This window comes from Cryptosporangium minutisporangium (assembly GCF_039536245.1).
In the GTDB taxonomy this organism is placed as follows: Bacteria; Actinomycetota; Actinomycetes; order Mycobacteriales; family Cryptosporangiaceae; genus Cryptosporangium; species Cryptosporangium minutisporangium.
Window position 1 is genome coordinate 33,444 of sequence record NZ_BAAAYN010000002.1, and the last position, 24,677, is coordinate 58,120.

Annotated in this window: 21 protein-coding genes; 7 read left to right on the forward strand and 14 right to left on the reverse strand. The window is 71.8% G+C overall.

The window, feature by feature from the left end:
• Positions 1-94 precede the first annotated feature (94 nt).
• Entirely contained in the window at positions 95-307 is a 213-nt protein-coding gene (locus ABEB28_RS01415) for a hypothetical protein (RefSeq protein ID WP_345726073.1), read from the forward strand.
• Between the two features lie 174 nt (positions 308-481).
• Here the strand turns inward: ABEB28_RS01415 and ABEB28_RS01420 are convergent, their stop codons facing one another.
• From ABEB28_RS01420 to ABEB28_RS01430, 3 genes are all read right to left on the reverse strand, one after another.
• Positions 482-1,933, reverse strand: a complete 1,452-nt coding sequence (locus tag ABEB28_RS01420; protein ID WP_345726074.1) for an ATP-binding protein — start codon at positions 1,931-1,933, stop codon at positions 482-484.
• Between the two features lie 117 nt (positions 1,934-2,050).
• Positions 2,051-3,718, reverse strand: coding sequence for an NAD(P)/FAD-dependent oxidoreductase (locus tag ABEB28_RS01425; RefSeq protein ID WP_345726075.1), 1,668 nt, complete (start codon positions 3,716-3,718; stop codon positions 2,051-2,053).
• A 156-nt stretch (positions 3,719-3,874) separates the two neighbouring features.
• Positions 3,875-4,372 carry an NUDIX domain-containing protein gene (locus tag ABEB28_RS01430; RefSeq protein ID WP_345726076.1) on the reverse strand — a complete coding sequence of 166 codons (498 nt, stop codon included), beginning with the start codon at positions 4,370-4,372 and terminating at the stop codon, positions 3,875-3,877.
• 188 nt (positions 4,373-4,560) lie between these two features.
• Here ABEB28_RS01430 and ABEB28_RS01435 point away from each other — a divergent pair, with 188 nt between their 5' ends.
• Both ABEB28_RS01435 and ABEB28_RS01440 read left to right on the forward strand, forming a co-directional pair.
• Complete coding sequence (locus tag ABEB28_RS01435) at positions 4,561-6,171, forward strand: HNH endonuclease signature motif containing protein (RefSeq protein WP_345726077.1); 1,611 nt, start codon at positions 4,561-4,563, stop codon at positions 6,169-6,171.
• 215 nt (positions 6,172-6,386) lie between these two features.
• Positions 6,387-7,538, forward strand: coding sequence for a serine hydrolase domain-containing protein (locus ABEB28_RS01440; protein WP_345726078.1), 1,152 nt, complete (start codon positions 6,387-6,389; stop codon positions 7,536-7,538).
• A 79-nt stretch (positions 7,539-7,617) separates the two neighbouring features.
• On the opposite strand, the gene nagA is transcribed toward ABEB28_RS01440, so the two are convergent.
• The 8 genes from nagA to ABEB28_RS01480 form a co-directional block, all read right to left on the reverse strand.
• Entirely contained in the window at positions 7,618-8,757 is a 1,140-nt protein-coding gene (gene nagA / locus ABEB28_RS01445; RefSeq protein WP_345726079.1) for an N-acetylglucosamine-6-phosphate deacetylase, read from the reverse strand.
• Positions 8,754-9,620, reverse strand: a complete 867-nt coding sequence (locus ABEB28_RS01450) for an N-acetylmuramic acid 6-phosphate etherase (RefSeq protein ID WP_345726080.1) — start codon at positions 9,618-9,620, stop codon at positions 8,754-8,756. The genes nagA and ABEB28_RS01450 overlap by 4 nt, the downstream gene beginning before the upstream one ends.
• Complete coding sequence (locus ABEB28_RS01455) at positions 9,617-10,609, reverse strand: SIS domain-containing protein (RefSeq protein WP_345726226.1); 993 nt, start codon at positions 10,607-10,609, stop codon at positions 9,617-9,619. The genes ABEB28_RS01450 and ABEB28_RS01455 overlap by 4 nt, the downstream gene beginning before the upstream one ends.
• Before the next feature lie 71 nt (positions 10,610-10,680).
• Positions 10,681-11,523: a carbohydrate ABC transporter permease gene (locus ABEB28_RS01460; RefSeq protein WP_345726081.1), complete on the reverse strand. Its 843-nt coding sequence runs from the start codon at positions 11,521-11,523 to the stop codon at positions 10,681-10,683.
• Positions 11,520-12,473, reverse strand: a complete 954-nt coding sequence (locus ABEB28_RS01465; RefSeq protein WP_345726082.1) for a carbohydrate ABC transporter permease — start codon at positions 12,471-12,473, stop codon at positions 11,520-11,522. Before ABEB28_RS01465 ends, ABEB28_RS01460 begins: the two co-directional genes overlap by 4 nt.
• Before the next feature lie 79 nt (positions 12,474-12,552).
• Positions 12,553-13,848: an extracellular solute-binding protein gene (locus tag ABEB28_RS01470; RefSeq protein WP_345726083.1), complete on the reverse strand. Its 1,296-nt coding sequence runs from the start codon at positions 13,846-13,848 to the stop codon at positions 12,553-12,555.
• Between the two features lie 158 nt (positions 13,849-14,006).
• Positions 14,007-15,485, reverse strand: a complete 1,479-nt coding sequence (locus ABEB28_RS01475; protein WP_345726084.1) for a glycoside hydrolase family 3 protein — start codon at positions 15,483-15,485, stop codon at positions 14,007-14,009.
• Complete coding sequence (locus ABEB28_RS01480; protein WP_345726085.1) at positions 15,482-16,267, reverse strand: GntR family transcriptional regulator; 786 nt, start codon at positions 16,265-16,267, stop codon at positions 15,482-15,484. Before ABEB28_RS01480 ends, ABEB28_RS01475 begins: the two co-directional genes overlap by 4 nt.
• Positions 16,268-16,431: 164 nt before the next feature.
• Between ABEB28_RS01480 and ABEB28_RS01485 the strand changes: the two genes are divergently transcribed.
• A complete protein-coding gene (locus ABEB28_RS01485) occupies positions 16,432-17,655 on the forward strand; it encodes a hypothetical protein (protein ID WP_345726086.1) in 1,224 nt (407 codons plus the stop codon).
• Between the two features lie 289 nt (positions 17,656-17,944).
• Here the strand turns inward: ABEB28_RS01485 and ABEB28_RS01490 are convergent, their stop codons facing one another.
• Positions 17,945-19,354, reverse strand: coding sequence for an NADP-dependent succinic semialdehyde dehydrogenase (locus ABEB28_RS01490; protein WP_345726087.1), 1,410 nt, complete (start codon positions 19,352-19,354; stop codon positions 17,945-17,947).
• A 298-nt stretch (positions 19,355-19,652) separates the two neighbouring features.
• On the opposite strand from ABEB28_RS01490, the gene ABEB28_RS01495 reads away from it, so the two are divergent.
• A complete protein-coding gene (locus ABEB28_RS01495; protein ID WP_345726088.1) occupies positions 19,653-20,474 on the forward strand; it encodes a serine hydrolase in 822 nt (273 codons plus the stop codon).
• A gap of 38 nt (positions 20,475-20,512) precedes the next feature.
• On the opposite strand, the gene ABEB28_RS01500 is transcribed toward ABEB28_RS01495, so the two are convergent.
• The gene (locus ABEB28_RS01500) at positions 20,513-22,369 is read right to left on the reverse strand and encodes a sensor histidine kinase (RefSeq protein ID WP_345726089.1); all 1,857 of its coding nucleotides are present in this window, start codon (positions 22,367-22,369) and stop codon (positions 20,513-20,515) included.
• A gap of 288 nt (positions 22,370-22,657) precedes the next feature.
• Here ABEB28_RS01500 and ABEB28_RS01505 point away from each other — a divergent pair, with 288 nt between their 5' ends.
• A complete protein-coding gene (locus ABEB28_RS01505; RefSeq protein WP_345726227.1) occupies positions 22,658-23,176 on the forward strand; it encodes a Uma2 family endonuclease in 519 nt (172 codons plus the stop codon).
• Positions 23,177-23,183: 7 nt separating this feature from the next.
• Here ABEB28_RS01505 and ABEB28_RS01510 read toward each other — a convergent pair whose 3' ends face one another.
• Positions 23,184-23,756 carry a methylated-DNA--[protein]-cysteine S-methyltransferase gene (locus tag ABEB28_RS01510; protein WP_345726090.1) on the reverse strand — a complete coding sequence of 191 codons (573 nt, stop codon included), beginning with the start codon at positions 23,754-23,756 and terminating at the stop codon, positions 23,184-23,186.
• Between the two features lie 131 nt (positions 23,757-23,887).
• Between ABEB28_RS01510 and ABEB28_RS01515 the strand changes: the two genes are divergently transcribed.
• Positions 23,888-24,379: a cation:proton antiporter regulatory subunit gene (locus ABEB28_RS01515; RefSeq protein ID WP_345726091.1), complete on the forward strand. Its 492-nt coding sequence runs from the start codon at positions 23,888-23,890 to the stop codon at positions 24,377-24,379.
• The last annotated feature ends 298 nt before the right edge of the window (positions 24,380-24,677 follow it).

A 24,677-nucleotide genomic window follows, 5' to 3' on the forward strand; every position in this document is an offset into this window, starting at 1 on the left:
GGGTTGCCGTGCCGGATTCCCAGGGTCGAACCCGGAAGACAACGGGGGGTCGGCGTTCCTAGGCTGGCCCGGTGTGGCAGCGACGGGGGCCGGGATGCGTCTCATCATTGAGCTGAGTCAGACCGCTCAGGGTCGGCTCGAGGGCCGTGTTGTGCAGCCCGGATCGTCCAGCGAGCTGCCGTTCGAGGGCGTGATCGAACTGGTGGGGGTGCTCGAACAGCACCTCCGGGCCGGGAAGACCCACACGAGCCGGACGCCACCCCAGGGTGAGAACGGGGAAAGTCCCGGGCTCGACTCCGTTCCGTAGCACCGGCGGTCACCGTAGGTTCAAACCGCACCACTCAGGCACGGGCCGATCAGCATGGGGCCGCTCCGGCCCGGCCTGAGGGGTGAGGCGGGGGATCCGGACCGGGGGGGCCGGCCTGTTCGGTAGGCGCCGGCGCGAAAGGCGCCTACCGTGCAGGCCCCGCACGACTCCGGCTCACGCGACCGGCGGGCGTTTCGGCTCCGACCGGGGCAGGCAGACGATGAACCGGGTGTCGCCCGGCACGCTCTGGACGCTCAAATCGCCGCCGTGGCGGTTCACCACGATCCGCCAGGAGATGTCCAGGCCGAGGCCGGTGCCCTCGCCGACCGGCTTGGTGGTGAAGAACGGCTCGAAGATCCGTTCCTGGATGTCGGCCGGTACACCCGGCCCGGTGTCGCACACCTCGACCTGCACCGGGCTGTCCTCATCGCTCACGCGACGCAGGCCGGTTCGGATCGTCAGCGTGCCCTTGCCGTTCATCGCGGCGATCGCGTTGACGATCAGGTTCGTCCAGACCTGGTTGAGCTCGCCGGGGTAGGCGGGAATCGTCGGAAGGCTCCGGTCGTACTCCTTGACGACCGTGATCTCCTTCTTGTTGATCTTCCCGGAGAGCATCACCAGAGTGCTGTCGATGCCCTCGTGGACGTCGATCCACTGGTGCGGCGCCCGGTCGAGCTGGGAGTACTGCTTCGCGGCGGTGACCAGCTCGGAGATCCGGCCGGAGGCCTGCGAAATCTCCATCATCAGCTGCTCGGTCTCGAGCGTGTAGCCGATCCAGTGCAGCGCGCTGTCCAGGTGCTTCCCGCCGAGCCTCGCCTCGGCATCCGCCAGCCAGTCGATGTCGATCCCGGCCGCGACCAGCGTCGGCGCCAGGTCCCAGGCGAACGGGACGTCGCGCTCCTCCAGCCAATCACCCATCTCGTCTTCGCGGTCGTTGGTCTCGACCGGCGACAGGTCCTTGGCCTTCGCGCACCGCTCGACGGCGTCCTCCTGCAGGTCGACGAGGACCGCGAGCCGCTCGCGGGGAATGTCGCCACGAGCCAGCGCGGCGAGCTTGTGCCGGGACTTCGCCACCCGCTCGCGCAGCAGGGACGCCGCCCGCGCCGTCGCGGCGGCGGGGTTGTTCAGCTCGTGGGTCAGGCCGGCGGTGAGCGAGCCGAGCGCCTGCAGGCGCTCCCGCGACCCGACCGTGGCCTGGCTCGCCTGGTTCCCGTAGTACAGGCCCTCCAGCAGGTGGACGGTCATCGGGAACCACGTCGTGACGACCGTCGCCCAGTCCGCGGCAGGCAGCACGAAGAACCGGGCCGTGGTCAGTGCGCTCAGCGTCTGCAGGTACCGCTGCGGCACCCGGTCGCCGAGGTAGGCCATGTACGCGCCGGCGTAGGACCCGGCCTTGTCGGTCCGTGAGATCTCCACCCGCGCCCCGCCGACGTTCCGGCTGAGCTTGATGGTGCCGGAGAGCAGCACGTAGAAGCAGGTCGCCGGCTCGCCCTCGCCGTAGACGGTGGTGTTCGCCGCGTGCTCCTCGACCGCGCCGTGCTCGGAGAGCCAGGTCAGCTGCTCGGGGCTGAGCGCCTCGAACAGGAACAGCGTCCGGAGATCGTCAGGGCTCACCCGATCGACCATCGCAGCGTCCTCCTTCGCCGAACGGTTGCGGCCGGGTTTCGCTCGGTCGCAGGCGGCCGGAACCTCCGGTCGCCGGGTGCGGCCGGAGAATCCGGCCGCACCCTCCAGTGTGCTCGCCTACGAGCTGAGGTAGCGGTGCACGAGGGTGACGGCCATCGCGCCTTCGCCGACGGCGGACGCGACCCGCTTGACCGACTGCGAACGGACGTCACCGGCGACGAACACCCCGGGGACGCTGGTCTCCAGCGGGAACGGGTCCCGGTCGGCGGTCCAGCCCACCGGTCGTGCGCCGTCCTCCCCCAGCAGGTCCGTGCCCGCCAGGACGAACCCGGCCTCGTCGCGCGCGAGCACGCCGTCCATCCAGTCGGTGAGCGGCGCCGCACCGATGAATACGAACAGGAACCCGGCGTCGACCGGCTCGACCTCGCCGGTGTCCTCGTTCCGCAGGTCCAGCCGCTGCAGCCGTCCCTCGCCGACACAGGAGCACACGGTCGTCCGGGTCTGGACGACGACGTTGTCGATCTCCTCGAGCTGCTTGATCAGGTACGCCGACATCGACGCTTCGAGCGACGAGCCGCGCACGATCAGCCGCACCCGCGACGCGTGCTTGGAGAAGAAGACCGCGGCCTGACCGGCGGAGTTGGCGCCGCCGACGATGACGACCTCCTGGCCGGCGCAGGCCGGTGCCTCGATCGCCGCGGAGCCGTAGTAGACGCCACGGCCGGTCAGGTCGTCGATGCCGTCGGCTCGCAGCCGCCGGTAGGACACCCCGGTCGCGAGCACGATGGCGTGTGCGGCGATCTCGGTGCCGTCCTCGAACCGCACGCCACGGGCCGAACCCTTGACGATCAGCTCGCAGGCGCGCCGCGTCGTCAGGATCTCCGCCCCGAACTTGATCGCCTGACGCCGAGCGCGATCGGTCAGCTGCGCACCGCTGACACCGTCCGGAAAGCCCAAATAGTTCTCGATCCGGGAACTCTGACCCGCCTGGCCGCCGGTGGCCTGCTGCTCGACCAGCACGGTCCGTAACCCCTCGGAGGCCGCGTAGACCGCGGCGCCGAGACCGGCCGGTCCCCCACCGACGATGATCACGTCGTAGAACTTCTCGGCCGGGCTGGTGGCCAGGCCGACCCGGCTCGCCAGCTCGTTCGGCGCCGGGTTGCGCAGCACCTCGCCCTCGGGCGTGACCACCAGCGGGATGACGTCCGGGGTCTTCGGGTCGGCGTCGGCCGACTCGAGCAACCGCCGCCCCTCCGCCGAGTCGGCGAGGTACCAGCGATACGGCACCTGGTTGCGGGCCAGGAAGTCGCGCAGCTCGAACGACGCCGGCGAGAACTGGTGCCCGACGACCTTGATCTCGTCCACCGGCGAGTCACCGGCCGCTTGCCAGGTGGCGATCAGCGCGTCGACGACCGGGTAGAGCTTCTCTTCCGGCGGGTCCCACGGCTTGAGCAGGTAGTGATCGACGTCGACCACGTTGATCGCCTGGATCGCGGCGTCGGTGTCGGCGTACGCGGTGAGCAGCGCGCGGCGGGCCCGCGGGAACAGGTCCATCGCGGCCTCGAGGAACTCGATGCCGTTCATCTGCGGCATCCGGTAGTCGGCGAGAATCGCCGCCACCCGGTCGCCGCGCAGCTTGATCTCCTTGAGTGCGTCCAGCGCCTGCGGACCGGAGTCGGCCCGCATCACCCGGTAGTCCTCGCCGTACCGGCGCCGCAGGTCGCGCGCGACGGCACGCGACACCGACGGATCGTCGTCGACGGTGAGCAGGACCGGCTTGCCCATCAGCCCTCCCGGACACGCAGGACGCCGGCGCGCCCTGACCGCTGATTAGTCTGCCTGAGTCCAGCCGGAACCCGTCAGCGCGCGGGTTACCTTCCGGTTTCGGGGCAGGCGGGTGGGGGATGTAGCGCGATATGTCCGTCTGCTGGACGGTCGATCTCAGCCCGGCCGGCCGGGGTGCGAACCGACGAGTTCGGGCAGCCGCGCGAACAACAGCGTGGCCTGGCCACGCGCGTCGGCGATGATCGCGTCCGGCGCGGAGAGGTCCGCCTCGGTGCGCCAGACGAACGGGTGGTCGGTCGCGGACGGCGTCCCGGAGCCGGCCAGCGCGACGAACTGGTGGTCGATGTGCACGTGGTCGGCTGCGGTGTGCCGGTCGGGGCCGACCGGGATCTGCACCGTCCACCAGGGCGGCGGCACCGGCGTGTGCGGGTAACCGTCCGGAAACTTCTCGTGCGGCGGCGGCACCAGCGTGGCCGAGAGCCCGGTCTCCTCGGCCACCTCACGGACCGCCGCCTCGGCGGCGGTCTCGTCCGGCTCGACGTGGCCACCGGGCGGGATCCAGACGCCGAGCCGGGGATGGAACACCAGGCCCAGGCAGTAGCCCTCCCCCACCAGGCCGAAGACGAAGACCGTCGCGGTCGCCTCCTTGATCACCCGCCGAACGCTACCGGTGCGCCGGCCCTCCGATCAGGGTGGGCTCCCGGCCCGTACGGCCCACATTTCGCCGCGTCCTGTTAGCAGATCAGCGGTGTCCACGACGATCCGTCCACAGCCCGGAGCGGCGTCGGCGGAGGCTCTGTGGATTGTTCCCTCTTGTCGTACACCAGTTCTAGATTCGAGTCATGAGCGGGTGCGGGATTCAAGAACGACTCATCGGGCTGCCGGTGGGGCCAGAGCTCGTCGACGCACTGGTCGGCCTCGGCCCGGTGGAGCGGCAGACGGTCGACAACAGCGGTGTGCGTGAAGTCTGGCCCGACGCCACCGAACAGGTCATCGTCGCGCAGGCGTGGCAGAAGGTCGTCGCGTGGGCGGAGGCGCAGCTGAACAACGCGGTACGGCAGATCGTCGGCCATCGGGTCGACCCTACGGATGAGGACTGGGGTCGCGAAGAGGTCGCCGCGGGGCTGCGCTGGTCGAACCGCGCCGCCGCCGACCGCATCGACGTGGCCCGAGCTCTGGCGGGAAGGCTGTTCCGGACCGGTCAGCAACTGGCCGAGGGCCGGATCAGCTACCGGCACGCCGCGGAGATCGTCCAGCACCTGGAGCCCTTGGACGACGAGCTGGCCGCCGAGGTGGAGGCGCGCCTCCTGGGTGCCGCGGGGACGAAGACGTCCGCCCAGCTGGGGCGGTTGGCCCGGAAGGAAGTGATGAAGGCCGATCCGGCCGGCGCGGACGAGCGGCACCGGCGGGCGCGGCGCCGGCGGCGGGTCGAGTTCACGGCCCTGGAGGACGCGATGGCCGAGCTGCGCGCGCTGCTCCCGGCCGCGGACGCCGCCCGCATCCGGACGGCGCTCGATCGGATCGCGGGGCGGTCGCGGGCGAAAGGTGACGACCGGACGCTGGACGCCCGCCGCGCGGATGCCCTGGTTGCCCTCGCAGAGCTCGGCATCCTGACCGCCGACGGCGAGCTGCCGCTCCCACCCGAGCTCGCCACGGACCCCGACGCAACCCCGGAACCTCCGGCGACCGGCGACACCACCGCGACGCCCGCGGCCACGGCCACGGCCGAGCGGACGGCCACGGAGCAGACGGCCACCGACGACCCCCGGAACTCGGACGACCTCGAGCCGGACCGCGGGACGCGGCTGCCCGACCGATGCCAGGATCTGATCCGGGCGGTGTTGAGCCGCACCCGCGCCGCCGCGCCGCGCGTCGCGTTGGTGGCACCGCTGTCCACTGTGCTCGGCGCAGCGCAGCTCCCCGGCGACCTCACCGGCTACGGTCCCGTCCCGCCGGGCGTCGTCCGCGAACTCGCCGCGACCGGACGCTGGGAGAAGTGGTTGACCGATCGCCGAGGGGTCGTCACCGACCTGGGCCGCTCGACCTACCGGCCCACCGCCGCGCTCGCCGACCTCATTCGCGCGACGTACCCGACGTGCATGTTCCCTGGCTGCTCGCAGCCGTCCTACCGCTGCGACCTCGACCACAACGTCCGCCGCATCGACGGCGGCCCGACCAGCGCCGGCAATCTCCTGCCGTTGTGCCGACGGCATCATCGCGCCAAGGATGAAGCCGGTTGGGATCTCGTTCACGACCCGATCACCGGAGCGTGCACCTGGACCAGCCCGGCCGGCCACTCGTACACCGTCGAGCCGCCGATCCAGGACAGCGGAGCCGGTCCGGACCTCGAACCCGCCGACTGGGCCCTTCCCCTCGTGCCCCGACCGGAACCCCATGGAGCGGCCGGTGACCGCCGCGCCCCGGTCGACCTCGACGATCCACCGCCCTTCTGACCACGGTCACCCGTGGCACCGGGCCTCCACCCACGGAGGCCCGGCACTGCCACGTGCTCGCTGACCCGGGAGCAGGCACAAACCCGGGGAGTCCACAAGCCTCTGACGAGCTAGCCGCCCTGATACCCGCGCGGGAGGGGAAGTCCCGCCGGAGCGTGACGACGTGCGACGCTCGCGATTCCTAGGTTGCGAGCATGAAACGTCTCCTCGTTACCGTGGCAGCGACCACAGCGCTCCTCGGAGCTGCCGCGACCGCAGCCGTAGCCGATCCCCGCCCGGAGGCCGCCGTGCTCCAGCGGGACGCGAACGCGTTGCTCGACCAGGGGGCGCCCGGCGTGATCGCCGAGGTCGTCACCCCGCACGGATCGACCACGGTGCGGGCCGGCGTCGGCAACACCACAACCGGCGAACCCATCCCCTGGCGCGCGAAGTTCCGGATCGGGAGCTTCACGAAAACGTTCGTCGCCGCGACCATGCTGCAACTGGTCGGCGAGGGCGAGCTGTCACTCGAAGATCCCGTCGACCGGTGGCTTCCGGGCCTGGTCACCGGGAACGGCAACGACGGACGCCGCATCACGGTCCGGCAGCTCCTCCAGCAGACGAGCGGGCTCCCGGAGTACATGCGACTGCTCCCGTACCTGCGCAGCGAACAGGAGTTCCTCGCCAACCGGACCAAGACCCTGCAGCCTGAGGAGCTGATCGCGCTGGCGCTGCAGCAACAGCCGATGTTCGCGCCCGGCACCCGCTGGGCCTACTCCAGCACGAACTACATCCTGGCCGGGATGATCATCCGACGCGTCACCGGCCACAGCTGGCAGTCCGAGGTCACCCGCCGCATCATCCGGCCGCTCCGGTTGACCGACACGTCGGTCCCGCGCACCGCGCTCGACGTCCCGGAGCCGCACGCCATCGGCTACGAGCGGTTCCCGCGCCCGGACGGCACCTTCGGCGACCCCATCGACGTCACCCGGATCAACCCGACCTGGGCCGATGCGGGCGGCTCGATCATCAGCACGACCGCCGACGGCAACCGCTTCCTGCAGGCGCTGCTCGGTGGCCGGGTGCTGCGACCCGCTCAGCTCGCGGCGATGACGACGACGGTACCGGCGCCGTCGTTCAGCAACAGCTGGCCGAAGCCCCGGTACGGCCTGGGTCTCCTGTGGAGCTCGACGCCGTGCGGCGGCATGTGGTCGCACCCCGGCGACTTCCTCGGGTACGGGTTCCGCAACGGTGTCGACCGCAACGGGACGCGGAGTGTGGCGGTGGCCATGAATACCCACTCGCTGGTGCGGAAGCCCGGCGTGCCGGCGCCGACGTTCGATCCCGCGCTCGACCTCATCCAGCACGCCCTCTGCGGCACCCGCTGAGCCGGCACGGCACCGAATCGACCCGCTGCCGCCGCCGGGCGATGTCCCGGCGGCGGGAGCGGCCTCGCGAAGCGGCCGGTCAGCTGAGCCAGCTGCCTCCGCGCATCACCCGCGCGAGCCGGAGTTCCTCGTCCAGCAGCACCAGGTCCGCGTCGAGGCCCGGGGCGATCGCGCCGCAGCGGTCGGCGAGCCCGAGCAAGCGAGCCGGCGTTCCGGACGCCGCGACCGACGCGTCGACGATGTCCATCCCCACCACCGTGACCGCCCGCCGCACCGCGACGTCCATCGTCAACGTGCTGCCGGCGAGCGACCCGTTGGACGCCAGCCGGGCCTGCCCGTCGCTCACCACGACGTCCTGCCCGCCCAGCACGTAGGTGCCGTCACCGACGCCGGTCGCGTCGATCGCGTCGGTGACCAGGACGAGCCGGTCCCCGCCCCCGGCGGGGCTCCGGAGCAGCAGCCGTGCCGCCGCCGGGTGGACGTGTACGCCGTCGTTGATCAGCTCGCACGGCACCCCGGCGTCGAGCGCGGCCGGCACCGGACCGGGCTCCCGGTGGTGGGTACCGCGCATCCCGTTGAACGCGTGGGTCACCAGCGACGCTCCGCGCTCGAACGCGGCCAGCGTCGTCGCGTAATCGGCGTCGGTGTGACCGACCGCGGCCACCACTCCGGCCGCGACCAACTGGTCGATCAGATCGAGTCCGCCCGGCCGCTCCGGCGCGACCGTGACCACCCGCACGGTGCCGCGCCCGGCGTCGAGCAGGGTGCGGAGCGCTTCCGGGTCCGGGTCGATCAAGTGCGCGGGGTTCTGCGCTCCGCACCGAGCGCCGGCCAGGAACGGCCCCTCCAGGTGTGCCCCGACGACGCCGGTGCCGCGATCGACGGCGTCAGCGACCCACTTCAGCTGCTCGGTCAGCGCGCTGACCGGAGCGGTCACCAGCGATACCAGCGTGCGGGTAGTGCCCCGGGTGGCGTGGTACGCCACGCCGGCCGCCAGATCGTCCGCCGACGTGGTGAAGTCGTAGCCGCCGCCACCGTGCACGTGCAGGTCGATGAAGCCGGGCAGCAGCCATCCGCCACCCAGGTCGACGCCCGGACCGCTGCCTTCGGGCGGAGTACCGGTCCCGATCGCGGTGATGGTCGACCCGTCCAGCAGAACCCACCCCGGGTCGAGAACTCCGGTGGGCGTCACCACCCGAGCACCTGTCAGGAGCGTCACCGGGCCGCCGCCAGCGCGGAGCGGAGCGTGCGGTGACCGGCAGCGAGTGCCGCCGCCTCGGTGGGCGGCAGCCCGGAGGTCAACAGCAGGACCGCGGCGCGGGCGTTGCCGTCGCACCGGTCCAGTGCGGCCGCGGCGTCCTCCGGCGGACAGCCGACGATCTCGGCCACCAGCCCGGCGCTGCGCTCCCGCAGCTTCGCGTTCGCCGGTACGACGTCGATCATCACGTCGTCGTGAACGCGCCCGAGCCGCACCATCGCCGCGGTGGTCAGGGCATCCAGCACGAGCTTCTGCGCGGTGCCAGCGGTCAGCCGGGTCGAGCCGCGCAGCACCTCGGGGCCGATCGGGACCTCGATCGCGACGTCGGCGGCGAAGGCCAGCGGCGAACCGGCCACCGTGGTCACCGACACCACCGCGCCGCCCAGCTCGTGGGCGAGCCCCGCGGCGGCGAGCGTGTACGGCGTCCGGCCGCTCGCCGCGACCGCCACCAGCACGTCACCGGCGCCGAATCCGGTCTCGGTGAGGTCGGCCCGCCCGGCGTCGACGTTGTCCTCGTCTCCGTCGGTGCCGGTGAGGCCGCCGGGTCCGCCACCGGCGGTGCGGGCGGCCACCCGGTCGCCGGCGAGCCCGAACGTGCCGGGCAGCTCGGCCGCCTGCAGCACCGCCAGCCGCCCGGACGTGCCGGCGCCGATCAGCACCAGCCGACCGCCGTCCGCCATCCGGGCGGCGATCAGTTCGGCGGCGTCCGCCACCCGGGACGTCGCCGAGCGGACCGCGGGCAGCACCCTCGCCTCGGCGTCGAAGAGTCGCTCGGCCACCCCGTGTGCGGAGAGCTGGTCGAGCGGGAGATCGTTACTACTCATCGGGTATGGGTCACTTTCGAAAGGCCGCGAGGTCGGTCCGGGTTCTCGCCGCGGTCGAGGGCGATCTGCCGGGCGAGCCGCTGCAGCGGCAGGATGTCGAGCACCGGTGCGAGCGCCGGGGGGACGCCGTCGCGCACGACCGGGAGCTCTCCGGAGGGGTCGGCACCGACCACCAGGACGTCGGCGCCGGAACCGCGTAGCCGCTCCACCACCGGGGCCACGGCCTCGCCGCCCGCGTCCGGCGTCGCGACGGCGATCACCGGCACGCCGGAGTCGATCATCGCGAGCGGGCCGTGCAGCAGGTCGGCGGTGGAGAAGGCCTGCGCGGAGAGGTAGCTGGTCTCCATGAGCTTGAGTGCGGCTTCCCGTGCGGTCGGGTAGCCGAACCCACGGCCGGTGGTGACCAGCCGTTCCGCGAAGCGGTACCGGGCAGCGGCGACCGGTACGGCGTCCTCACGGGCGAGGGTGGCGGCGGCCGCGTCGGGCAGTGCCGCCGCGTCCGCCGCGGAGCCACCGAGCAGCAGGTAGAGCGCGAGCAGCTCGGCGGTGTACGTCTTCGTCGCGGCGACCGCCTTCTCCGCGCCCGCCCGGACGTCCACCGAGAACTCGGCGGCGGACGCGAGCGCGGAGCCCGGGTCGTTCGTGACCGCGACAGTGGTCGCGCCGCACTCCCCGGCCACGGTCAGGGAGTCGACCAGGTCGGGCGAGGCGCCGGACTGGCTGACGCCGAGGAACAGCACGTCCCGCAGGTCGGGGCGGCTGCCGTAGAGCGTCATCGTCGACGGGGACGCGAGCCCGGCCGGGAGACCGAGGCGGGTCTCCACCAGGTACTTGGCGTACAGCGCGGCGTGATCGCTGGTGCCCCGGGCGGCGAGCAGCACGAACCGCGGAGCCCGCGCGCGCACCGCGTCGGCGACCTCGCTGATCGCGGCTGCCTCGGCGAGCAGCGTGGCGAGGATCGCGGGCTGCTCGGCGATCTCCGCCCCCATGAGCGAACCCGGTGCCCCTGGATCGATCCCGTCAGCGGACGTGTCCGCATTCTTCTCGTTCGTCACTTGCGTCATCCTTTCACCGCGCCCGCGGTGAGCCCACCGACCATCCGGCGCTGGACGATCAGGAAGAAAATCAGTACCGGCAGCGTGAACAGCACCGATCCGGCCATCGCACCGCCCCAGTCGTCGCCGAACGCGGTGCGGAACGTCGCCAGCCAGACCGGCAGCGTGTAGTTGTCCTCGTTGCGCATGAACACGAACGCGTACAGGTACTCGTTCCACGCCGTGATGAAGCCGAAGATCGACGTCGCGACCAGGCCGGGGCCGAGCAGCGGCAGCACCACTCGCCGGAACGCCTGCCAGCGCGTGCAGCCGTCGACCATCGCGGCCTCCTCCAGCTCCGCCGGTACCGCGGCGACGAATCCGCGCAGCGTCCAGATCGTGAACGGCAGGATCGAGACGAAGTAGACGAGGATCAGCGCGGGTAGGCGGTCGAGCAGGTCGAACTGCCGGAACACCAGGAAGTACGGGATGAACAGCGCCTCGAATGGCGCGAGCTGCACGGCCAGGATGAGCACCAGGTAGGCCTTGCGCCCCCGGAACCGGAACCGGGCCACCGCGACCGCCGCCAGCAGCGCGGTCACGGTCGAGAGCGCCACCGCGCTCAACGTCACGAACAGGCTGTTGCGGACGTAGATCCAGAAGCCGGGCCGCTCGACCGCCGTGACGAAGTGGTCGAACGTCGGGTCGGTCGGGAAGAACACCGGCGGATCACTCTGGATGTCGAGGGTCGGCAGGAACGCCGTCCGGAGCATCCAGTACGCGGGGAACGCGAAGAAGAAGATGACGAGCAGCGCGAGCGCGTTCGGCCCCGCCCTGCGCAATTTGCGGGGGGCCTGGACCAGCTTCATGAGTCCAACTCCGTCTTCAGCATGTGCCGCAGGTAGAACACCATCCCCACGGCGAGGATCAGCACCATCACCACGGCGCCGGCCGCGGCCAGCCCGTACTGCTTGGACGCGATGCCCACGTCGTAGAGGTAGAGCGGCAGCGTGATGGTCTGCTCGTCCGGTCCGCCCTGCCGGATCGCCCAGACCTGGGCGAACACCTTGAAGTCCCAGATCGTCGAGAGGAACGTCAGCACCGCGAGGATCGGCCGGAGGATCGGCAGCGTGATCTCGCGGAACGCCCGGACCGGGCCGGCACCGTCCATCCGCGCCGCCTCGTAGTACTCCTCCGGGATCGAGAGCACCCCGGCCTGCACGGTGAACGCGACGAACGGCACGGCCTGCCAGACGATGACCGTGACGATGACGCCGAACGTGGACAACCCGGTGGCGAACCAGTCGTGCTTGGGAGTTCCGAGGAACCAGTTCACGACGCCGTAGTTCACGTCGAAGAGCCACTGGAAGAGCGTCGTCGCGGTGATGATCGGTACCGCCCACGCGATGACCAGCGAGGCCGACACCGCGATCCGCATCTTCTTGCCCAGCCGGACCAGCAGCAGTCCGATCCCGGTGCCGAGCGCCATCGTCAGCGCGACACAGACCGCGGTGAACGCCACCGTGCGCCCGACGACCTGCCAGAACTCGCTGTCGCCGAGGATCTCGGTGTAGTTGTCGAAGCCGATCCAGATCGTCAGCCGCTGGACCAGCTCACCGAACCCGAGCTGCTGGAACGACATCCGGAACAGCAGGAAGACCGGGTAGCCGAAGAGCACACCCAGCGCCAGCAGGCTCGGTACCACCAGGATGTACGGCAGCGGTTCCCGCCGCCTCTTCGCGGCAGGGGGCCCGCTCGGCGGCGCCTCGTCGGCGTCGTCCGGAGCCGGCCGCATCACGGTCGGCGTCGGCACGCTCATCGGCCCGACTCCTCTCTCGAAGCTCACAGAACGGTGCCGCCGGGCCCCTGCAGGGCCCGGCGCCCGACGCGTCAGAGACTCACTTGGCCTTCGCCATCGTCTCGGTGATCGAGTCGCTGGCTTCCTTCGTCGCGGTGGCCACGTCGGTGCCGCGGAGCACCTTGGTCATCGCGTTCTTGATCGGGTTGGTGCCGCTCTCCACCGCGCCCCAGGCCGGGGTGACCGGCGTGACCTTGCCGCCGTTGGTGGCCGCAGTCGCCATCACCTTCGCTGCCTCGTTGTCGCCGTAGACCGCGTCGCCGAGGTTGTCCAGCGCCGGGACGACGCCCGCCGCGGCCAGCTCCTTCTGGTACTTCTCGCTGAGCATCAGCTTCAGCCAGTCGGTGGCCGCGTCCTGGTTCTTGCTGGCCGCCGGGACGCCGAGGTTCGAGCCGCCGAGGAACACCGGGGCCGGGCCCGTCGGGCCGGGGATCACGAACGTGCCGATGTCTTCCTTCAGCTTGGGGTTACCGCCCTCTTCGGCGGTGGCGGTGCCGATCTCCCACGGCAGACCGATGAACATCGCCACGTTGCCCTTGGCGAACACCGTCGACTGCTGCGGGTTGGCCTCGTCCTGGTCGACCGGGCCCTTCGAGAGAGCCTTGTAGATGTTCGCGTAGTCGGTGAAGCCCTGCTGCGCCTGCGGGGTGTCGAGCGTGCCCACCCACTTGTCGCCCTCCTGCTTCGCGACGTCGCCGCCGCGGGCCCAGACCCAGGACAGCGCCGTGTACCAGGACTGGCCGGGCAGGTAGAGCGCCTGGAACTGCTTGTTCGAGGCGTTCGTGGTCTGCAGCTTCTTACCGGCGGCGATCAGCTCGTCGATCGTCTTCGGCGCGGCCGTGATGCCAGCCTTGGCAAACATGCTCTTGCGGTAGACCACGACGCGGTTCGCGGCGTAGAACGGCGTCGCGAACGTCTTGCCGTCCTTCTCGCCGGTCGCGGCGAGGCCCTCGAGCCAGTTGTCGCCGCCCAGGTCGGACTTGGCGTCGGTCAGCTCGGCCAGTGCGCCGGAGTCGACGAAGAGCGGCGCCTGGGTGTTGCCCAGCTCCACGATGTCCGGCGGATTGTTGCTGGCCAGCGCGGTCGTGAGCTTGTCCTGGATGCCGTCCCACTGCTGGACCTGGTAGTCGACGGTCCAGCCCTCGTGGGCCTTGGTGAACTCGGAGTTGATCTGGTTGACCAACGCGTCCGGCGCGGAGCCGGTCATCAGCCAGACGGTGAGCTTCTTCGTCCCGCCATCGCTCGCGCTGTCGTCGCTGCTGCTGCAGCCCGTCAACGCCAGGGACGCGGTGACCAGCGCGGTGATCCCCACGGTCAACGCTCGGCGAACGCCCACGTCGCCTCCTTCTATCTAGGTTCGGTCCGACTGGTGGCCGCGCCGTGCTCGGCGGGTGGTCCATACCGGTCTAGCCCGGGACTGTGGCACAGCGGCTAGGGGCCGTCAAGGAGTCAGTTCGGTAACGGCCGCCGGGTGTTCACCCGGCGGACCGCCGCTCACCGGGGATAACCGGCCAACAGCTCGGCGGCGACCCGCAGATTCGGCCGTCCGGCACCGCCGACGAACACGCGCTGCCCTTCGGTCACGACGTCGGGCCGGGGCAGTCCGATCTCGACGAGCACGGCGTCCGGACGCCGCTCGGACACCGCGCGCCAGGCCGCGTGCTGCCAGGGATGGCGAGGCACGTCCCGGCCGACGACGACCAGCGGAACACCCTCCACCGCTTCGAGCAGGTCGGTCAGTTGCCGCGGATCGTCGCCGGTCAGCCGATGAACGCCGAGCGGTGCCCGGCCCAGTTCCGCCAGCGGAGCGGCCAGGTCCCAGTACGCCTCGCCGACCGCGAGGTTCGGCGTGGCCCGCAGCTCGACCACCAACGGCGCCCCGGGGAGCAGAGCGGTTCCCGCCGCTCGGTCGCCCAGGACGAGAGCCGCGCGGCGGGTCGCCGCCAGACCGGGGTCGTCCCAGCCGTCCGGCTCTGGTGCGGTGGGTGGTGCGGCCGAGCGCACCGCCGTCAGCAGCTCCTGGACCCGTCCGGCGGCCTCCTCCAACCGGGCCCGGGGCAGCGAGCCGTCGTCGACCGCGGCCAGGATCGCCGACCGGACCCGCCGATAGAGCCCTTCCCCACCGATCGCGCCCAGACAAAGCGCGTCCGCACCGGCACGGAGCGCGGCGACGGCACCGGCGGCCTCGCCGACCCCGTCCCGGATCGCGCCCATGTCCAGCGCGTCGGTGACGACGACGCCCCGATAGCCGAGCTCACCGCGGAGGACGTCGGTCAGCAGGCGGCGACTCATGGTGGCCGGCACCTCGTCCAGGGCGGGAACGACCACGTGCGCGGTCATCACCGAACGGACACCGGCCTCGATCGCGGCGACGAACGGCGGCAGGTGGACCCGTCGCCACTCCGCTTCGTCGCACTCCACGACCGGGAGGGCGTGGTGGGAGTCGGCTCGGGTGTCGCCGTGCCCGGGGAAGTGCTTGGCGCACGCGGCGACGCCGGTGTCCTCCAGCGCGCGGATCCAGGCCGCGGTGTGCCGGCTGACGACGTCCGGATCGGCGCCGAACGCCCGGACGCCGATCACCGGGTTCTCCGGCGCGGAATTGACGTCGACGTCCGGGGCCAGGTTCCAGCCGATGCCCGCTTCGCGCAGCCCGACGCCGATCCGGGTGGCGACCCCCGCGGTGAGCTTCGGGTCGTCGGCGGCGCCGAGCACATAGTTGCCGGGGGTGGGACTTCCCTCGCGGTAATGCAGGCGGGTGACGTCACCACCCTCCTCGTCCACCGCGAGGACGACGTCGGATTCGGCATGCAGCAGGGTCGCCAGCCGCGCGCCGTCCGTATCGACGAGGAGGTTCTGGCCGTAGAGGACCACTCCCCCGAGGCCGGGCGCCGCCCGGCGAAGCCACTCCGGCGGGTCGGGTTCCTCGAATCCGACCAGCAGAGTCCGATCGACGAGCGCGCCCAAATCGGTCATGTACGTGTTCCTCCCGGAGGATCGATGTCGAGCGAGGCACGGAGCTGGTAGCGGTCGGCGCGGTAGGTCGAGACGACGTACTCGACCGGTACCGAGCCGGCCCACGAGCGACGCTGCAGGCGCAGTACGGCGCTACCCGGCGCCAGCGCGAGCAGCTCGGCGTCGCTGCGGTCGGCGATGCCGGCCTCGATCACCTGGTCGCCGCGGTCGAGCAGCAGCCCGTACTCCTGCGCGAGCAACTGGTAGAGCGAGCGGTCGGACAGCGGCTGGTCCAGCAGCCCCGGCACCAGGCGGGCCGGCAGGTGCGACCGCTCCAACGCCATCGGGACGCCGTCCGCGGTGCGCAGCCGCTCGACGACGTAGAGCGGCGCCCCGGCCTCGACGCCGAGCTCGCGCGCGACCGCCGCCGGTGCGTCGATCGAGCGCCGCCCCAGGTCCCGGGCGCCCGGCACCATGCCGCGCGCCCGCATGTCCTCGCTGAACGAGGTGAGGCGCAGCGGCATGTCGATCTTCGGCCGCGCCACGAACGTCCCGCGCCCCTGCACGCGGTAGAGCTTGCCTTCGCTGACCAGGTGCTCGATCGCCTGTCGGGCGGTCATCCGGGAGAGGCCGTAGCGGGCAGCCAGCTCACGTTCGGACGGCACCGGTGCGTCGACGGTGAGTTCCCGTTCGATCAGGTCGAGGAGGATCTCGCGCAGCTGGTAGTACTTCGGCACCGGGCTGCGCGCGTCGATGAGCTGAGGGGAATCGGTCGCGGGCGGCACGTCTGCGGGAGTGTTCACGGCGCTCAGCATGGCCTCCGCTGGTCTGCTTCGGTACGGGGGTGCAGTCCTGGTACAGCCCGGACTAGACCACTTCTCGACTGGACTAGACCACTCGGACGACATGGCCGTCAAGGGGCGATCCCCGGCGCCTCGCGGTGGACACGGCACGGGACACTGAGCCGATGCCGCAGCAGCTCGATCGCTTTCCGCAGCTCGTCGCCCGCTACGCGGAGCACCTGCACGCCGCGCTCGGCGGCGAGAGGCCCGCGCACCACGTCGCGTCGCCGCTCGGCGCCTGGCTGGTGCTGGCGCTCGCCGCACCGGCGGCGACCGGCCCGGTCCGGGCGTCGCTGGAGGACTTGCTCGGTGAGCCGGCCGAGCAGGCCGCCGCCCGCGCCGGGCGGTTGCTGTCCGAGCCGCATCCCGCGGTGGCCGCGGCCGCGGCACTCTGGACGCGGGCCGACCAGCGCACACCCGCGTTGCGGGCCTGGGAGTCCGGCTTGGCCGAGATCGTCGAACGCGGAGCGGTCCCCTCTCAGGAGGGCGCGAACGCGTGGGCGAGCACCCGGACCGGCGGCCTGATCGAGGAGTTCCCGATCCGCGTCGACGCGCGGACGCTGCTGGTGCTGGCGTCCGCGCTGGCCACCGACGTGTCCTGGCTGACGCCGTTCGGCACCGCACCGGCCGCGGAACTCGGAGCCGACAGCCCCTGGGCCGAGCGCGTGACGACGGCGCTGCGCTCGGCCGACGTTCACGCGTGCTTCCTGGCACCCACCCCCGAGGCCGGGGACGTGGCCGTGCACACCGTGGAGAGTGCGGACGACGACCCGCTCGTCGTCGTCTCGGTGATCGGTGCGCCGGACGTCGCGCCGCCCGCTGTGCTCGCGGCCGCCCACCGGATCGCGACCGACCACGTCGACGCGCTCGCCCCGCGGTACTCGCTGTTCGACCTGCCGCTGGGCGAGGGCCATGCCTGGACGATCACCGAGGAGCCGACGCAGACGCTGGCCCGCGACGGCCGGGAGGAGCACTGCGGGGCAACGCTGCCGGCCTGGTCGGCGCGGAGCACTCACGACCTGCTGCGGGACCCGCGCACCGGATTCGGCGACGCCGCCGCGGCCGTGCTGCCGCTGCTGCCACCGCGGCCGGAGGGTTTCGCGGTGGAAGCGGTGCAGAGTGCGATGGCCGAGTACTCCCGGGTCGGGTTCAAGGCCGCGGCGGTGACTGCGCTGGGGATTCGGGTCGGCTCGGTGGCGCCGTCGCCGCGGCCCGGCGTGTTACGCCGGGCCGCGTTGCGGTTCGGGCGGCCGTACGCGGTGGTGGCCGTGGTCGGCGCGCGACGGGGGCCCTGGCACGGTGTTCCGGTCTTCTCCGCCTGGGTCGCCGAGCCCTCCGACGCCGGCTGACCTCGCACTCCTCCTTCACGCGCGCGGGTAGCGCGGACGCCGCTGCGTCGCCGGTGGCGCACCCGTGCTCACACGTTGTCGTTGCGGCTGGTTGTCACCGTTTCCGGGTCCCCGCCGAGATGGTTGTCGTGGATTCCGTGTCATGGTTCGGAATCCACGACATTCATTACGTGGGCTGCCCCGAAAGAGCGACAACCACCCACGCGCCGCGCGGACAGCGCGACAACCACCCAGCGCGCCCGCCCGAAAGGGCGACAACCATCAGCGGCTCGTGCGGGACGGCCCCGCGTCACTCGGTGTGCGGCGCTTGGTCGGCCGGCGCTTCACCCACCCAGACGGTCTTGACGTTGCAGAACTCGCGGATGCCCTGGGACGACAGCTCGCGTCCGTAGCCGGAGACCTTGATCCCGCCGAACGGCAGCTGCGGGTAGGACGTGACCATGCCGTTGACGAACACCGCGCCCGCCTCCAGGTCACGGGCGAAGCGCTCCTGCTCGGCCGGGTCGCCGGTCCAGGCGTTGGAGCCGAGACCGAAGTCGGTGCCGTTCGCGACCTCGATCGCCTCCTCGTAGGAGGAGACCCGGTACAACCCGGCGACCGGCCCGAACACCTCCTCGTGGTACATCCGCATGTCCGGCGTCAGGTCGGCGACCACGGTCGGCGGATACCACCACCCCGCACGCTCCGGAGCGGTACCACCGCACAACACCGTCGCGCCCTTCGCCACCGCGTCGTCGACCAGCTCGGCCACGTCCGTCCGCCCCTGCTCGGTGGCGAGCGGCCCGACGTCGGTCTTCTCGTCCTGGGGGTCACCGACGGTGAGCGCCGCCATCCGGTCGACGAACGCCGTCGCGAACGCGTCGTACACGTCGGTGTGGACGATGAACCGCTTGGCCGCGATGCAGGACTGACCGTTGTTCTGGCAGCGTGCGGTCACCGCGACCTCGGCGGCGCGCGCGATGTCCGCGGAGGGCATGACCACGAACGGATCACTGCCGCCCAGTTCGAGCACGGTCTTCTTCAGCTCGCGCCCGGCGATCGCGGCCACCGCCCGGCCTGCACCCTCGCTGCCGGTGAGCGTCGCCGCGGCGACCCGCCGGTCGCTCAGTACGGCTTCGACCTGGTCGGAGCCGATCAGGAGGGTCTGGAACGAGCCCTCCGGGAAGCCGGCCCGCCGGAACAGGTCCTCCATGAACAGCGCGGTCTGCGGGACGTTCGAGGCGTGCTTGAGCAGGCCGGGGTTGCCGGCCATCAGCGCGGGCGCAGCGAACCGCATCGCCTGCCACAGCGGGAAGTTCCACGGCATCACCGCGAGCACCGGGCCGAGCGGCTGGTACCGGACGTAGGCACGGACGGCCTTCACCTCGGACGGGTCGCCGATCGGTTCGTCGGCCAGGAACGAGGCGGCGTGCTCGGCGTAGTAGCGACACGCGGTGGCGCACTTGGACACCTCGGCCTTGGCGGCGACCAGCGTCTTACCCATCTCGACGGTCATCGTCCGGGCGATCTCGTCGCGCTCGGCGTCGAGGATGTCGGCGGCCGCGCGCAGCCACGTCGCCCGTTGCTCGAACGTGGTGGCGCGCAGCGCCGCGAACCCCTCGGCCGATCGCGCCAGGCTCGCTTCGACCTGCGCCTCGGTGAGCGGTTGAAAGGTCTTGAGCACCCGACCGTCGGTCGGATCGATCGTCGCGATCGGCACCGTACTACCTCCTGGTTGCGTCGGGCTCCCTGATTCGGCGTCGGGACGTCCCTCCCTCGGGTATAGACCCGCGCGCGCCGCCCCGCCTGCCGACCGGCGAAAGTACCGACCCCGCGTAGCCGAGGCCTCCCCGTCGCTGTACCCGGCCCTCGACCGGCTGTACCGCGGGCGAGACGCCTTCTCGGACGTGAGTTGGCGGTTCGACAGCGAGCCCGGCGACCCGCCGCGAGCGATCCTCACGAATCTGACAAATCGCCATTAATCTCGCTTTCAAGCATCCGCCGGTACAGGAGGACCTGTGCGCGTACGCCTGTCGATCTGTCTTCTCGTGACGGCCCTGGCCGGGGGCTTGCTCCTCGCACCGGCGGCGGACCAACCGGCACGCGCGGCGGGCTGCGTCGACCAGGCCACCGGCTTCGACTGCGACTTCGCGGTCCGGATCAAGCGGGTCAACGCCTATCTCGCCACCCGACCGGGGTACACCGGCGTGGCGGTCTCCGACGGCTGGCGGAACCGGGTCTGGCGGAACACGTACGCCGACCGGAAGATCTACGCCGCCTCCACCGCGAAGCTCGCGATCGCGCTCGACATCCTGATGCGCAGGCACCGGGGCGAGCTGCGGCTCTCCACCCGCGACTGGCGATTGCTGTACACCGCGCTGGTGACCAGCGACAACGGCGCAGCGAACCAGCTCTGGCGGCGATACGGGGGCGCCTCGATGGTGGCGCGCTGGAGCACCTACGGCATGACCGACACCGGGTTCGTGCCCGGGCTCGCCCGCCACTGGGGAGCGATGAAGACGACCGCGGCGGACCTCCGCCGACTGGTCCGGTACGTGGTGCGGGAGACGCCGAGCGAAGTGCGGCGCTACCTCCTCGCGCGGATGCGCGGCGTCGCGGGCAACCAGCAGTGGGGCGTGTGGGCGGCCGGATCGGGCTGGGTGCGGGGCAACAAGAACGGGTGGTTCCGGTACCGAGCCGGGTGGGTGTTGAACACCGCCGGGTTCGTGGGCCGCCGCCAGCGGTACCTGCTGGCGGTCATGGCCGACCAGCGGGGCGGCGGCAGCTACACGGCCGGCGTCGAGACCACCAGCCAGGTCGCCCGGATCCTGTTCCGGTAACCAGCCCGCCGACGAGCTCGTGCCTCGCGGCGCTCGGCTCAGCACGTCTCCGGTGGATCCGGCAGCGTGAACCAGAAGTTGCTGCCCCCGCCGACGTTGTCCTCGACGCCCATCGCGCCGCCGTGCCGCTCGATGATCCGGCGGCAGATCGCCAGCCCCAGTCCGCTGCCGGAGAAGCCCGCACTACCGGCGCCCCGGTGGAACGCGTCGAACACGCCCTCGCGCTCGTCGGCCGGGATCCCGATCCCCCGGTCGGCGACCTGGATCCGCCAGCCACGCTCGATCCGCTGCGCGCTCACGGTCACCCGAGGCGGACTCCCCGGCGCGGTGTACTTCAGTGCGTTGCCGATCAGGTTGTCGAGAACCTGGCAAAGCATGCCGGGGTCACCCGAGACGACCGGCAGGTCGCCGATCGTGACCCGGCGCGGGTCGGGCTCCATCCGATCGGTCCGCTCGGCGACCACGTCCGCAGCGATCGTGGCCAGGTCCACCTGGGCGCGGTTCAACTCGACGTTCTCGGCCGTGGCGTACTCGAGCAGATCGGTGAGCATCCGGTCCGTGCGGGCCACCGCGGACCGGGCCCGACCGAGGAACTCCTGCCCCTGCCCGTCCAGCCGATCGCCGTCCTCGTCCGCGAGCACCTCCAGGTAGGCGGAGGCCGCGGTCAGCGGTGACCGTAGGTCGTGCGCGGCGACACCGGCGAACCCCGCCAGCTCGCGCTCCCGGCGTCGCAGCTCGACCTCGACCTCCTCCCGCCGGGCGACGTCGGCCCGGAGCGCGGAGGTCGCCCGCTCGACGTCCGCGAGCGCCAGGTCGCGCGACCGCGCGAGGACGCCCACGAGTGCGGCGAGCAGCAGGGCGATCATCGTCCCCGCGACCAGGACGACGGTGTCCAGCGCGCTGTCCGGCTGCACGAACCCGGCGACCGGCGCCACCGAGAGCAACCAGGTCCGGCCGGCCACCTCCACCCACCGGTACTCGACTCCGGCCGCTTGCCAGCTCGGCGACGGAGTGGCCCCGATCCGGTCGGCCGCGTCGGCCCGCCCGGCGATCCCACCCTCGGCGAGCGAGCTCGTCCGGGCCTGCGGCCAGCCGGCGATCCGGCGAGCGGTCGACCCCTCGACCTCGCTCAGCTCGACCCGCACCTGCCCGGCGGCCGCGTTGCGCAACGTCCGTTCGAGGAAGTCCTGGCCGCGCACGCTCATCGCCAGCCAACCGCGTAGCTCGCCGTTGCGTGGAGCGCGGGACGCCCGGACCGGTGCGGCCACGACGAACGACAGCTGACGCCGGGCGGCGGGCAGCCGCCGCTCGTCCTTGCGCAGCACGTACGTCCGGCTGGCGGTGGGCAGACCGCGCTGCACGGCCAGGTCCATCGCTTCCCGGGCGGGCTCGACCCCGCTGACGTCCCGGCCGACCTCGGAGGCGGATCCGTCCAGCGTGCGGTTGAGGACGACGTACCGGTGCGGTAGCGCCCGAGCGTCCGGCACCAACGCGTCGGCGCGCGGGTCGGTGTTCCAGGCCTCGGACGGATCCGGCAGCTCGGCGGTGGAGGACGGCATGATCAGGGACACCGCGGACGCTCCGTAGAGGCGTTGCAGGCTCAGTCCGGACATGATCGCGGTGTAGTCCGCGGCGGTCAGGCTGGTCTGCGCACCGATCGCGGCGGTCAGGTCGGTCAGTGCGTCGGTGTAGCGGTTGGCCTCCGCGGCGACAGCGGCCTCGACCGCCGCCGCCTGCCGGTCGAGCAGAAGCTCGGCCCGGCGCTGCTCGGACTGGTGCAGCACGCCGGTGACCAGCATCGTCACGCTCAACCCGACCACGGCCACCACCACGGGCAGGGAAGCCCAGTGCGGCAGCCGCGCATGTCGTCCGGCCACGGCCGGATATACGGACATAACCGGAGCTTAACGACTGTCGGGAGCTAAGTCGTTCAGTTGACCGCAGTGCCGTGGCTCCGCGTCCGGCTCGCAGTCCCACGCTGATCGTGCTGACCGGGCGCGGCGACGCGGCCGTGACCGCCCGGTCGTGGCGCTACGACCGACGCCAAAGATCGGCACTCCCGATGCGGTGCCGACCGCGATCCGCGCAGTTGTCCCCAGCCCGATCCGTAGGCTGGAGATGAGGTCGAGGGGAGGCGCTATGGTGCACGCAGCCCAGGCTGTTCCGATCGGTCAGCCGATGTCCTGGGACGAGTACGAGAAGCTCGGTCCCGACGTCCGCGGCGAGTACATCGATGGGACCTTGGTGGTGTCCCCCAGCCCGCCCGTCTTCACCAGCGGATCTGCCGTCGAATCGCCAACCTGCTGGAGTCCACGCTCCCACCCGAGTTCGAGGTCGAGACCGGATGGGCCTGGAAGCCAGCAGCGGACGAGTTCGTTCCGGACGTCATGGTCTATCGCCGGACCGACGAGACCGTGCGGTACACCGGGACTCCGGCGCTGGCGGTCGAGGTGCTCTCCACCGATCGCCGTGACGTCCTCGTCGTGAATACGACGAAGTACGCCGCGGTCGGCCTGGCGCACTCCTGGGTCGTCGATCCGCGCGACCGCGGCTTGGACGCGTACGTCCTGGACGAGGATGCGACGTACCGCCGCGTCGCTCAGCTCGGCCTGGACGACGACGAGGCGCCGGCCTCTGCGGAGCTGTCGTTCGGGCTGGGCACCGTCCTGGTCGACCTCCGACAGCTCATCGACGAGGCGTAGCTCGCGGTCAGAACAGCGTGTCGGGGACCGCGCCCTCCAGCGCGAGCAGACGCCGCTTCATCTCCAGTCCCCCACCGAACCCGTGCAGGCTGCCGTCGGCGGCCAGCACCCGGTGGCACGGCACGATCACCGGCACCGGATTCGTCGCCATCGCCCGGCCCACCGCCCGCGCCGCGCCGAACTCGCCGTCCGCCTCGGCGTCGGTGACCCGCCGGGCCAGCTCGCCGTAGCTGATCGTCTCCCCGTAACCGACCGTCGCGTACAGCGTCTGCCGCACCTCGCGGGCGTAGCCGCTGGACAGCCGCCAGTCGATCGGCAGCCTGAACGCGCGTAGCCGACCCGCGAAGTACGCGCCGAACTCCTCCCGGACCCGTGCGACCGGCCCTGGGAGGTCGCCCGGCCGCAGACCGGTCAGCGTGCCGGCCGCGCGCTCGGCTGCGGACAGCCCGTCGAGCCCGACCGCCAGCACGCCGAGCCGGGTCACCACGACACCGAGCGGACCGATCGGCGTGGACAGCTCCACGCCCGCCCACGAGTCGGCGTCGACTGTCTCAGGTTGGGCTCGAGGTTCAACCGTCACGCACGCACGGTAACCCCCCGGTACGACAGTTCCTCGCCGACGGCGTTCCCAGCTCAGCACGGCCGTTCGGCAAGCTAAGGTAGTCGGACACGAGCCGGGGGGCCGCGGGGGTAATGAGCCGGAGGACGAGGATGAGTGCGCGGGTAGAGCAGCGAGCCCTCCCCGGGATCGGCGTCTGCCAGGACCTGGTCACCCGGGCTGGTCGCCGGATCGGCGTGCTCACCCACCGCGACGGCCACCGGGAACTCGTGGTCTACGACGTCGACGACCCGGACGCCGCGAGCGAGACGATCCCGCTCAACGGCGACGAGGCCAACGCGCTCGCGGAGCTGCTCGGCGCACCGCAGCTGGTCCGGCACCTCGCCGAGCTCCAGCAGCAGGTGACCGGCGTGCTCACCGAGCAGCTACCGATCATGGAGGGGTCGCCGTACGCCGGGCGTCCGCTCGGCGACACGCAGGCCCGGACGCGAACCGGCGCCTCGATCGTCGCCGTCCTGCGGCAGGGTGAGGTGGTGGCGTCACCCGGGCCGTCGTTCGTCTTCGCGCCGGGCGACATGATGGTCGTGGTCGGCACCCGCGAGGGGATCGACGGCGTCGCCGCGATCCTCCGCGGCGACGCCTGACCAGCAGCTACACCCGGCGCCGCCGCTCGCGGCGGCGTCCGGCCGGAGCACCGGGCCGTACCGGTCCGGATCGACTCGTACCGGGCTGGACGGCGGGCACGGGCAGGACGCACGACCGGTGACCGCTTGCGGTCCCGGACCGAGCAAGTGGTGCGGCTGGTGACACCGGCCGTGGGGTGGTCGCGGCCATAGAGGGCCGCAGCAGGGGGTGGCCGGGCCGCGCGCCCGGGGCGACGACGTGCACGGGCCAACGACGGCCCGGCGACGACAGAAGCGGATAGCAAGACGAGGGAGGCCG